The sequence below is a fragment of the Pseudomonas sp. UTLPPB19802 genome, from assembly GCF_059730225.1.
Genome location: NZ_AP048545.1, coordinates 6,979,277 through 6,990,816 on the forward strand (window position 1 = coordinate 6,979,277; position 11,540 = coordinate 6,990,816).

General features: G+C 64.0%; 11 protein-coding genes and 1 pseudogene. 5 read left to right on the plus strand and 7 right to left on the minus strand.

Features of this window, described 5'->3' with window-relative positions; translation table 11 throughout:
• Positions 1-54: 54 nt before the first annotated feature.
• Complete coding sequence (locus AC6I6U_RS30825) at positions 55-1,062, minus strand: alpha/beta fold hydrolase (RefSeq protein WP_497879705.1); 1,008 nt, start codon at positions 1,060-1,062, stop codon at positions 55-57.
• Between the two features lie 226 nt (positions 1,063-1,288).
• Here AC6I6U_RS30825 and metR point away from each other — a divergent pair, with 226 nt between their 5' ends.
• Complete coding sequence (metR, locus tag AC6I6U_RS30830) at positions 1,289-2,206, plus strand: transcriptional regulator MetR (protein ID WP_497879706.1); 918 nt, start codon at positions 1,289-1,291, stop codon at positions 2,204-2,206.
• Positions 2,207-2,266: 60 nt separating this feature from the next.
• Here the strand turns inward: metR and AC6I6U_RS30835 are convergent, their stop codons facing one another.
• The 6 genes and pseudogenes from AC6I6U_RS30835 to AC6I6U_RS30860 form a co-directional block, all read right to left on the minus strand.
• On the minus strand, positions 2,267-2,905 hold the full coding sequence (locus tag AC6I6U_RS30835; protein WP_497879707.1) for a LysE family translocator: 639 nt from the start codon (positions 2,903-2,905) through the stop codon (positions 2,267-2,269).
• Between the two features lie 23 nt (positions 2,906-2,928).
• Positions 2,929-3,357, minus strand: a complete 429-nt coding sequence (locus AC6I6U_RS30840) for an NUDIX hydrolase (protein WP_497879708.1) — start codon at positions 3,355-3,357, stop codon at positions 2,929-2,931.
• 168 nt (positions 3,358-3,525) lie between these two features.
• A pseudogene (locus AC6I6U_RS30845) lies at positions 3,526-3,642 on the minus strand (HD domain-containing phosphohydrolase); the annotation flags it as partial.
• Positions 3,643-3,804: 162 nt separating this feature from the next.
• Positions 3,805-4,077, minus strand: coding sequence for a type B 50S ribosomal protein L31 (locus AC6I6U_RS30850; RefSeq protein ID WP_497879709.1), 273 nt, complete (start codon positions 4,075-4,077; stop codon positions 3,805-3,807).
• A 126-nt stretch (positions 4,078-4,203) separates the two neighbouring features.
• On the minus strand, positions 4,204-5,529 hold the full coding sequence (locus AC6I6U_RS30855) for an APC family permease (protein ID WP_497879710.1): 1,326 nt from the start codon (positions 5,527-5,529) through the stop codon (positions 4,204-4,206).
• A 223-nt stretch (positions 5,530-5,752) separates the two neighbouring features.
• Positions 5,753-6,574, minus strand: coding sequence for a carbon-nitrogen hydrolase family protein (locus AC6I6U_RS30860; protein WP_497879711.1), 822 nt, complete (start codon positions 6,572-6,574; stop codon positions 5,753-5,755).
• 142 nt (positions 6,575-6,716) lie between these two features.
• On the opposite strand from AC6I6U_RS30860, the gene AC6I6U_RS30865 reads away from it, so the two are divergent.
• From AC6I6U_RS30865 to AC6I6U_RS30880, 4 genes are all read left to right on the plus strand, one after another.
• Complete coding sequence (locus AC6I6U_RS30865) at positions 6,717-7,517, plus strand: helix-turn-helix transcriptional regulator (protein WP_497879712.1); 801 nt, start codon at positions 6,717-6,719, stop codon at positions 7,515-7,517.
• A gap of 32 nt (positions 7,518-7,549) precedes the next feature.
• Positions 7,550-9,160, plus strand: a complete 1,611-nt coding sequence (locus tag AC6I6U_RS30870) for an FMN-binding glutamate synthase family protein (protein ID WP_497879713.1) — start codon at positions 7,550-7,552, stop codon at positions 9,158-9,160.
• A gap of 172 nt (positions 9,161-9,332) precedes the next feature.
• Entirely contained in the window at positions 9,333-10,175 is an 843-nt protein-coding gene (locus AC6I6U_RS30875; protein WP_497879714.1) for an alpha/beta fold hydrolase, read from the plus strand.
• A 208-nt stretch (positions 10,176-10,383) separates the two neighbouring features.
• Positions 10,384-11,508 carry an OpgC family protein gene (locus tag AC6I6U_RS30880; protein WP_497879715.1) on the plus strand — a complete coding sequence of 375 codons (1,125 nt, stop codon included), beginning with the start codon at positions 10,384-10,386 and terminating at the stop codon, positions 11,506-11,508.
• Positions 11,509-11,540: the final 32 nt, after the last annotated feature.

Sequence of the window (11,540 nt, forward strand, 5' to 3'; positions counted from 1 at the left end):
GCAAGCCGGCTCCCACAGGGACCGCGCTAACCACATGCCCTGCGTATTTTCCTCTCAGAGCTGCGCGACGTGGCTGACATCCTGCTGATGCTGACGCAGATAAGGCAGCACGGCGGCCAGCAACGGCGCCTTGAACGCCTCCTGGAAGCGATGGGCCAACCCCGGAATCAGCACCAACTGGCTGCCCTGGATATGCGCCGCCAGGTGCACCCCGTGCATCACCGGCAACAACGGATCGGCGGTGCCGTGCACCACCAGGGTCGGCACCCGCAACTGGTTGAGCAGCGGCACCCGGCTCGGCTCCGCCAGGATCGCCATGATCTGGCGCTTCACCCCTTCCGGATTGAACGCCCGGTCATAGGCCATCGCCGCCTGTTGCAGCAGCTTGTGCCGGTCATCCTTGACCTCGGGGCTGCCCAGTGCCGCCAGCAGGTCGGCCTGCTGTTCGAGGGCCACCTGGCGATTCGGCGCACCGCGCCGCGACAGCAACTGAACCAGCGCCGCACTCGGTGCCGGCAGGCCCTCGGCACCGGAACTGCTCATCACCAGCGTCAGGCTCTCGACCCGCTGCGGCGCCATGGCCGCCACCCGCTGGGCGATCATCCCGCCCATGCTGGCGCCCAACACATGAAAGCGCTCGACCCGCAACGCACTCATCAAGCCCAGTGCATCGCCGGCCATGTCGGTCAAGGTGTAGGGCGCCGCCACCGGCAGGCCGAGCTTGTAGCGCAGTACCTCGAATGTCAGGTTCGCACCCGCCGGCGCCTGGCGCCAGGTCGACAGGCCGACGTCGCGGTTGTCGTAGCGAATCACCCGAAAGCCCTGTTGGCACAACGCGACCACTACCTCATCCGGCCAGTGGATCAACTGGCCACCCAGGCCCATGATCAGTAACAGCGCCGGGTCGGAAGCACGGCCGATGCTCTGGTAGGCCAGGCTGACCTGGTCCAGGTCGACATGCTCGGTGGGAACATTGACATCGCAGCGGCCAGCGGCAAACGCTGGCAAGCCGAACAGCAAGGCGGCCAGCAGGACTGCCGCAGAAAGAAAACGTGAATGCATGGAAAATACCGAAACGCAGAACCCCAGTGGAGCGCGAGTCTGATGATATTCGTTCAAGCGCGCTGCCACAGTTCAATGACAGTTTGATGAAGATTGCACCAGCGGCATCGTTCCTTCAGGCAGGTGAACGTGGTGACTGATCGGCGCGCGGGTCGACAGGCGCGCCAACATGAGACAAACTCAATCACCTCGCACTTTTTGCCAACATTTGCTCATGGAGCCCCTGGTGCTGGAAATCCGTCACTTGAAAACCCTGCATGCCTTGCGCGAGGCCGACAGCCTGGTGGAGGCCGCCGAGCGGCTGCACCTGACCCAGTCGGCGCTGTCCCACCAGTTCAAGGAACTGGAAGAACGCCTGGGCATGGCGCTGTTCGTGCGCAAGACCAAACCGGTACGCTTCACCAGCGCCGGCTTGCGCCTGCTGCAACTGGCGGATGCCACCCTGCCACTGCTGCGCGCGGCCGAACGGGATATCTCCCGGCTGGCCGGCGGCACGGCCGGGCGACTGCACATGGCGATCGAATGCCACAGCTGCTTCCAGTGGCTGATGCCGACCATCGACCAGTTCCGCGATGCCTGGCCGGAAGTCGAACTGGACCTGGCCTCCGGCTTCGCCTTCGCCCCGCTGCCGGCCCTGGCCCGTGGCGACCTGGACCTGGTGGTCACTTCCGACCCTCTGGACCTGGCGGGCATCACCTACGTGCCGCTGTTCACCTATGAGGCGATGCTCGCCGTGGCCAACCAGCATCCCCTGGCGAGCAAACCCTACATCATGCCCGAGGACCTGGCCCGGGAGACCCTGATCACCTACCCGGTGGAACGCGATCGGCTGGACATCTTCACCCGCTTCCTGGAGCCGGCCGATGTCGAACCGGCGCAGGTGCGGACTTCAGAACTGTCGGTGATGATGATGCAGTTGGTGGCCAGCGGCCGCGGCGTGTGCGGCATGCCCCACTGGGCGCTGCACGAATACAGCTCGCGGGGTTACGTGAGGGCCAAGCGCCTGGGCGAAAAAGGCCTGTTTGCCACGCTGTACGCGGCGATTCGCACCGACATGCTGGACGTGCCCTACATGCGTGACTTCCTGCTGACGGCCAAGGACACTTCGTTCTCGACCCTCGACGGCGTCAGCGCGGTGCGCTGAAACAACAACGGGGTCGGCCTTGCGCCCACCCCGTCGCGTCCTGCCACAGCCGTCCCCGGCTCAGGCCGAACGGCGTTGCTCGAGCATCAACCGCACCGCCAGGCCGCCCAATACGAAGCCCATGACATAGCGCTGCAGCGCCAGCCAGCGCGGGTTGTGCACGAACCAGCTGGCCAGGCCGCCGGCAAACAGCGCGATCAGCAGATTGACAGTGAAGCTCACACTGATCTGGGTGACGCCGAGAACCAGGCTCTGGGCGAACACCGAGCCGTGTTCCGGAGTGATGAACTGCGGGAACACCGAGAGATAGAACACTGCGATCTTCGGATTCAGGGCACTGGTGAGAAAGCCCATGGTCATCAGCCGTACCGACGAGTCCGGCGGCAACTGTCGCGGTTCGAACGGCGAGCGCGCGCCAGGCTTGAGCGCCTGCCAGGCCAGCCACAGCAGGTACAGCGCACCCGCCCACTTGAGCACTTCATAGGCCAGCGGCACCGCCATGAATACCGCGGTCAGCCCCAATGCGGCGGCAAACAGATGGACGAAGAAGCCACCCACCACCCCAAGCAGCGACACCACCCCGGCCTTCGGCCCCTGGCAGATCGAACGGGAGATCAGGTAGATCATGTTCGGTCCCGGCGTCAGGACCATCAACAGCGAAGCAGCGGCGAAGATCAACAGGTCTTGGGCGGGGATCATGGACAGTCCTTGTTCGGTCTCGATCAGGCGGTGGGCTCAAGCGAAGCCCGATAGAACGGCAGGATCAGGTCCCGTGTCAATGGCGCCAGGCACAGGTTGCCGTCGGTCGCCGGGTCGATCCACTGCACTTCCTCGATCTCGGCGGCCGGCTCGACGGTTTCGGCAATCTGCAGCAGGAACAATTCGGCCTGCACCTCGAAGCCCGGCTCGTTGGCCGCCGGGGCGGAAAACCGGCCGAGGTAGCGGGCAGAGGTTGGATCGACCAGCAGTCCCAACTCTTCCTCGAGTTCACGAGCCAGGGCATTGGCTGGCTGCTCGTGCGGCTCGATCTTGCCGCCTGGCTGCATGAAGGCCTGGGTACCGCGCTTGCGTACCAACAGGGTGCGGCCGTCGGGGCCGATCAGCAGGGCCGCGGCAATGCGGATGGTCTTGGAGGCAACAGAAACAGTCATGGCGTCAACGCGATCCCGGCAAAAGGCGGCAGGATCACACCCGCGGGAGAAACTGGCAAGCCCACCAAAGGCAGGCTTGCCAGACGGGATTCAGGTGGCCTGCTCCAGCGGCGCAAGCTCCTCCGGCACCTTGACGAACACACTGTATTTGGCGCCCTACATGGCTTCGCTGCCGTCCCACCGCTCCTGGTGATGCAGGATCAGCCGGGCCGCGTCCTGCATCGGCTCCAACGTCATCGGTAGCGACTCGCTCTGCTTGGGATAACCGCGATACCGTTCGCGCTCGGTTGACGCAACTGGTCGGCCGAATCCGCAGGGTCGACGGGTAGAGGTCATGGATGCGGTCAGCAGCGAGGTGGGAGTGGGCACGACATTCAGGATCGAGCTACCGATCCGCCAGAACCGAACGACGCCATGAGCGGTCAGGTGCCAGCGGACCGGTGCCGCTCAAGCGTCAGCCTTGCGGCCCGTCGAGCCGAAAGTCGCGAAACGCTTGTTGAAACCGGCGATACGGCCTTCGGACTGGGTCTTGCGCTGCTGGCCGGTGTACACCGGATGGGAGGCGCTGGACACGTCGAGAGCCACATAGGGATAGGTGTTGCCATCGCTATGCAGCTGGGTGCGATCGGTGTCGACGGTGGAGCCGATCAGGAAATGCACATCGGCTGCCGTGTCATGGAACAGGACGGTGCGGTAGTTGGGATGGATACCGGGTTTCATGGTTGTCTCCAGCAATCGGAAGCGAGTTAATTTGTTATACAATAACATATCAATCCGCAAACGATAACCACTTGCAACAAACCCATCCTTCGGCCCCGCGCCCGCCTGCTGGGGGCTTCCCTGAACTCAGCCTGCTTCCTGGAAATCCATCTCCGGTGGCTGCTGGCGGAAACCGCCGGTGAGGAACGCCAGGTACACCAGGCCAATGGCCAGCCAGCTCAGCCCCAGGTAGATCGCCAGGTGGTCGAGGCTGACCATCAGCCACAGGTCCGCCAGCAGGCCGATCAGTGGGCAGACCAGGAACAGCAGCAGCTCGCGCGGGCCGCGCTGCTGTGCGCCAATCCAGTAGTGAAAAATCACCGACAGGTTCACCAGGCTGAAGGCCAGGAACGCACCGAAGTTGATGAACGAGGTGGAGGTGGTGACGTCCAGTTTCAGCGCCAGCAAGGCCACCACGGCGCAGAGCAGGATGCTGTTGACCGGCGTGCCGAAGCGCTCGCTCAAGCCACCGAAGAACGACTTCGGCAACACTCCGTCGCGGCCCATCGCATAGAGCAGCCGCGAGCCGCTGGCCTGGGCCGACAGCCCCGAGGCGAACTGGCCGACGATCAGGCCGATCAGGAAGATGCTGACGAACAGGTCGCCGCCGATATTGCGGGCGATTTCGTAGGCAGCCGAGTCGACGTTGTCGAAGACGGACGCCGGATGGGCCAACTGCACGAAGTACGACACCGCGACGAAGATCAGCCCGCCAATCAGGGTGATCAGCATGATCGCCCGCGGAATGGTACGCCGCGGATCGCGGGTTTCCTCGGTCAGGGTGCTGACCGCGTCGAAACCGAGGAACGAGTAGCAAGCGATGGCCGCGCCGCTCATCACCAGTGGCATCTGCATGTCGCCGCTGAAGAACGGTGCCAGGGTCCACAGCGGTTTGCTCGCATCACCGCCGATGTAGTGGATCGCCAGGGCGACGAAGGCCAGCAATACCAGGAACTGCACCAGCATCAGCAGCGAGTTGATGCCGTTGGCCAGGCGCAGGCCGGCGATGTTGATCAGGCTGGTGATGACGATGAACGCCAACACCCACAGCGGCTGCGGTACCGAAGGGAACGCCGAGTTGAGGTAGGCCGCACCGATCAGCCAGATCGCCATGGGCAGGAACAGATAGTCGAGCAACACCGCCCAGCCGGCGATGAACCCGAGTTTCGGGCTGATGGCCTTGCGCACGTAGCTATAGGCCGAACCGGCCACCGGAAAGGCGGCGGCCATGCGCCCGTAGCTCATGGCGGTGAAGAACATCGCCACCAGTGCCGCGAGGTAGGCGGCCGGCACCATGCCGGCGGTGGACTGGGCGAGGATACCGAAGGTGCCGAGCACGATGATCGGCGTCATGTAGGCGATGCCGAACAGCACCACCGACCCCAGCGAAAGGGTGCGTTGCAAACGAGCCATGAGGCGACTACTCCGAATGTTATTGGATTTATGGCAGAGCCGAGTTCGGCGAAGGTCTAGCGGTGTTGCGTCATTTTTATATGTGCGCGGATCGGGGTTGCGGGTGTGAGAGCTGACGCCTTAGCGGGCAAGCCCTGCTCCTACAGGGGGGGGCAATATGGCTGTAGGAGCAGGGCTTGCCCGCGAAAGGGCCGGCCGGAACAGCACAAGGCTCCCCGGTGAATCAACCCAGAGGAATCAACAGCTCCCGCAGCCCGTCTGCATGCTCGACCACCTCGCCCGGCAGACGCAGGCGCTGGTCGTTCAGGTAGCTGTAGTCGCGCCGCGCAGCGGCCAACTGGCCGAGGTCCAGCTCGACGCTGAAATGGCTTTCCTCACGCCCGGCCTCCTTGAGCAAAGTCCCGAACGGATCGACCAGGGCACTGCCACCGGCGAACAGCAGCCCGCCATCACCCTCGCCAACGCGGTTGACCATCAGCGCGAACGCCTGGTTTTCCTGGGCGCGGGCCATGATCGCGGTGCGGTGGGTCGGCCCGTACGGGTCCATGTTGCCGTTGGTGACGATCAGCAGTTCAGCCCCCAACTGCGCCAGCGCGCGGGCGCTTTCCGGGAACTCGATGTCGTAGCAGATCAGCAGGCCGACGCGCACGCCGTTCCACTCGCAGGTCGCATAGCGATCACCGGGGTTGAACACACCGCGATCCGAGGCCCACAAATGGGTCTTGCGATAACTCAGGGCAATGCCTTCGGGGGTGATCATCAGGGTGGTGTTATAGAACTGGCCGTTGTCGTTTTCGGCCATGCCGATCACCACCGTCAGGTCGCGCTCGCGGGCGGCCTGCTGCAGCGCCCGCACGGTCGGGCCATCCAGCGGCTCGGCGACCTGGGCGACGGTCTCGGCGGAAGGGAAACCCATCAGGTGGGTTTCCGGAAACACCAGCATCCGGGTATCGGCACTACAGCCGGCGATAGCGGCAAGGGCGCGCTCGAGGTTGTAAGCTGTATCGTTATCCCGGCCCGCGAGCTGGGCAAGTTCGATTTTCATGGGTATTCCTTGTTCTGTTCAACCGGTAAGACCCGCCGAACTGGCAGAATGGGCGCGCGGTCATTAGCGGTGGCCGCAGTATGCGCACCCGCGCCGGGCCATGGGAATCACGCCGCCGGGGTAACTCGATAGGGGTAGATGAATGACACTGTCGCTGGATGACATCGCCTGGCACCGTTCGGTGGGGCAAATGATCGAGGCCCTGGACCGGCCCAATTTCTGGACGCAACTGGTGCGCCTGCTCAACCAGTACGTGCCGTTCGACAGCTGGGTCGCCCTGCTGTTCAGCGCCCAGGGGCGCCCGGAAGTGTTCGCCGAGTGCCCAGGCGAAGACGGCAGCCCCGACCAGTTGTTCCAGGATTACCTCAAGGGCCTGTACCTGCTCGACCCGTTCTACATCGCCAGCCGCGAGCACTCGCGTACCGGCCTGTACCGCCTGGCCGAGGTTGCCCCGGAACACTTCGAGCTGACCGAGTACTACCAGCGCTACTTCCGCCTGAACGTAGTGGCCGACGAGATCCAGTTCAACTGCCAGCTCGACGGCGACCGCACCCTGTGCCTGTCGCTGGGTTCCACGCATCCCTTCAGCGCCGAACAGATCGCCCTGCTCTCGCTGATCCAGCCCTGGGTGCTGGGCCTCTTGCGTCAGCGCCTGCCGCATGAGCTACAACCGGAAAGCACCACGCCGCCCACTCCGCAGCAGGGCGATTGGCGCATCCAGCTGGAAGCCTCGGTGCAGCAGCTCAAGGGCGCGCAACTGACCGCCCGCGAACTGGATGTCGGCCGCCTGATGCTCAGCGGCTGCTCCAGCAAGGAGATCGCCCGCAAGCTGGAAATCTCCATCGAAACCGTGAAAGTCCATAAGAAACACATGTACAGCAAGCTGGGGATCAAGTCCCAGTCCGAGCTGTTCTCGATATTTCTGCAAGCGCAGAATGCCTGACCTCCCGAAGAGTCCGAACACAAGGAAACCGTATGAGCCTGTCCCTGCTGAGCCGCTACGCCTTCTTTGCCGGCTGCGTGATCTTCACCCTCGCCAGCCTGCCGTTCCTGGAACACGACTGGCTCTGGCCATTTACCCTGCTCACCGGGTTGTTGAGCCTGCTGGGCCTGTTCGACCTGCTGCAGAGCCGTCACGCGGTACGCCGCAACTATCCGATCCTCGGCAACATCCGCTACCTGGTCGAAGGCATTCGCCCGGAAATCCGTCAGTACCTGCTCGAATCCGACAGCGATGCCCTGCCCTTCTCGCGCTCCCAGCGCTCGCTGGTGTATGCACGGGCCAAGAACGAAGGCGGCGACAAGCCCTTCGGCACGCTGATCGATGTGTATGAATCAGGCTTCGAATTCATCGGCCACTCGATGCGCCCGGCGCCGTTGAGCGATCCCGGCAGCTTCCGGGTGATCGTCGGCGGGCCGCAGTGCAAGCAGCCGTATTCGGCCTCGGTGTTCAATATCTCGGCGATGAGCTTCGGCTCCCTCAGCGCCAACGCCATCCGCGCGCTGAACCAGGGCGCCAAGCTCGGCAATTTCGCCCACGACACCGGCGAAGGCAGCATCAGCCCCTATCACCGCGAACATGGCGGCGACCTGACCTGGGAACTCGGCAGCGGCTACTTCGGTTGCCGCACCAGCGACGGACGCTTCGACCCGGAGAAATTCGCCACCCAGGCGCAGAGCCCGCAGGTGCGCATGATCGAAATCAAGATGAGCCAGGGGGCCAAGCCCGGCCATGGCGGCATCCTGCCCAAGCACAAGGTCACCCGGGAAATCGCCGACACGCGGGGTATCCCGATGGGCGAAGACTGTGTGTCGCCGTCGAGCCACAGCGCCTTCTCGACACCGATCGAGATGATGCACTTCATCGCGCAGTTGCGTGAGCTGTCCGGCGGCAAGCCGGTAGGCTTCAAGTTCTGCCTGGGCCACCCGTGGGAATTCATGGGCATCGCCAAGGCGATGCTGGAGACCGGCATCCTGCCCGACTTCATCGTCGTCGACGGCAAGGAAGGCGGCACCGGTGCCGCACCGGTGGAGTTCACCGACCACATGGGTTCGCCGATGCGCGAAGGCCTGCTGTTCGTGCACAACACCCTGGTCGGCCTGAACCTGCGCGACAAGATCAAGCTCGGTGCCAGTGGCAAGATCGTCAGCGCCTTCGACATCGCCAGCGTCCTGGCCATCGGCGCCGACTGGGCCAACTCGGCGCGCGGCTTCATGTTCGCCATCGGCTGCATCCAGTCGCAGAGCTGCCACACCAACAAATGCCCGACCGGCGTCGCCACCCAGGACAAGTTGCGCCAGCGCGCCCTGGTGGTCCCGGACAAGGCCCAGCGGGTGTTCAGCTTCCACCGCAACACCCTCAAGGCCTTGGCCGAAATGCTCGCCGCCGCAGGGCTCCAGCATCCTTCGCAACTGGAGGCCAAGCATCTGGTACGACGCATGTCGGCCACCGAGATCAAGCTGTTCTCGCAACTGCATACGTTCCTCAAGCCCGGCGAGCTGCTGACCGGCGAGGTCGACGGCGAGTTCTACTCGCGCATGTGGCAGATGGCCCGGGCCGACAGTTTCGAGCCGAACGCAGCGTAGGCAAGGCCCTCCCTGTTCTCGACAGGGCGGATCGCCGGGCCGGGATCACCACATTGAAGGCATCGATATAAACATAGGTCGAAAAGATCTTGGGCAATACCCGCAAGGCTGTGTCATCCATGCCCTGGCCGGACAAGCCCCGTCCGACACTTCCCCTCCACCGGAGATGACCATGCGAAATCGTTTCATCGCTGCCGCCTGCCTGATGCTGTCGTTCAACCTGGCCCATGCCGCCGAACGCTGGGAAACCCTGCCGCCCACACCGGCCCCGGTCGCTGGCGTCCAGAGTGGCTACGCCAAGGTCAACGGCATCAAGCTCTACTACACCCGCACTGGCCACGGCTCACCCGTGCTGCTGTTGCACGGCGGCCTCGCCAACTCCGACTATTGGGGCAACCAGGTCAAGGCCCTGGCGGCGAAGCATACGGTGATCACTCTCGATAGCCGCGGCCATGGCCGCAGCTCGCGGGATACCCAACCCTACGGCTACGACCTGATGGCCGACGACGTGGTCGCCGTGCTCGACAGCCTGAAGATCCCCAAGGCCGACATCGTCGGCTGGAGCGACGGGGCGATCCTCGGCCTCGACCTGGCGATCCGTCACCCGACCCGCGTTGGCAAGATCTTCGCCTTCGCCGCCAACAGCAACACGGCCGGAGTCAAGGAAAACGTCGAGAAGAACCCGACCTTCGCCGCCTACATCGAGCGGGCCGGCAAGGAATACCTGAAGCTGTCGCCAACCCCCGGGGAATACGACGCCTTCGTCGAACAGATCAGCCATATGTGGGCCAGCCAGCCGAACTGGACCGACGCCGACCTGGCGAAGATCAAGACTCCGGTCCTGATCGTCGACGGCGACCACGACGAAGCGATCAAGCGCGAGAACACCGAGTACATGGCCGCGGTCATTCCCGGTGCAGGGCTGCTGATCCTGCCCAATGCCAGCCACTTCGCGTTCCTGCAGGACCCGGCGCTCTTCAATGCCGCCCTGCTGAACTTCCTCGACAGCAAATAGCCGCCGGACTGTCCGGCCTGGCGGGTCCGGACCGGATAGTCCAACCGTCAACGGCCGGACAGCGGCTACCAAACAAATGTGACATTCAGTAATACCCCGCCTTTGCAATTCTTCACAATTCACGCCACCCTGCGCGCCGCCGCCGTGCAGTGCAATTTCCGACAGCCGCCACGGTCATATTCAACATTCGCCCACAGAGCCCGCTGCCATGCTGAACGGACGCGACCCACGCATCGACTTTTTTCGCGGACTGGCGCTGATCTTCATTTTCTGGGATCACGTGCCCCACAACCCACTCGGCCAGATCACCCTGCGCAACATCGGCTTCAGCGATGCGGCGGAAGTCTTCGTGTTCCTCGCCGGCTACGCGGCGATCCTTGCCTACGGCAAGATCCTGCAACGCGATGGCTACCTGATAGCCTGCGTGAAAATCCTGCGCCGTGCCTGGGTGCTCTACGTGGTGCATATCTTCCTGCTGGCGATGCTGATGGGCATCGTGTTCTTCGCCAACAGCCATGTGGAAACCCGCGACCTGATCCAGGAAATGGGCCTGCAGCACTTTGTCAGCCACCCGGAACAGGCCCTGACGGATGAGTTGCTGCTGCGCTTCAAGCCGAACCTGATGGACCCGCTGCCCCTGTACATCGTGCTGCTGCTCGGCCTTCCGCTGGTGCTGCCCCTGCTGTTGCGCCAGCCGCTGGCGGTGGTCGCGGTATCATTGGCGGTGTACCTGCTGGCACCGCTGCTGGGCTGGAACCTGGCGGCGATCGGCGATGGCGTGTGGTACTTCAACCCCGTCACCTGGCAACTGCTGTTCATTCTCGGCGGTGCCGCGGCGCTTCACAGCCAACGGCCACGCCTGCCGGACAGCCGCCCGCTGCTGCGCCAGCCACTGTTCGTCGCGGCGGCGGCCTATTCGCTGCTTGCCGGAGTCCTCACCGTCTCCTGGCGTTGGCCAGAGATTCATGACGCGGTGATGCCGGCCGCCCTCAGCAACTGGCTGTACCCGATCAGCAAGACCGACCTGTCGCCGGTGCGCCTCCTGCATTTCCTGGCGCTGGCCTACGTGACCGCAAAGCTGCTGCCCATGGGCAGCTGGACCCGCAACTGGCTGGCGCAACAAACCTGCCGCATGGGCCGCTACTCGCTGGAGGTGTTCTGCCTGGGCGTGTTGCTGGCCCCGCTGGCGGACATGGTCAACGCCCTCGCCAACGACGCCTTCGCCATGCAGGTCTTCACCGCACTGGCAGGTGCCGGACTGCTGGCCCTGCTGGGCGCCTGGCTGGACTTCAACAAGCGCCTGGGACAGCCAATGCGAACCGTCGCCGCCTGAACTGTTCGCCGCGCAAACAAAAAGCCCCGGTC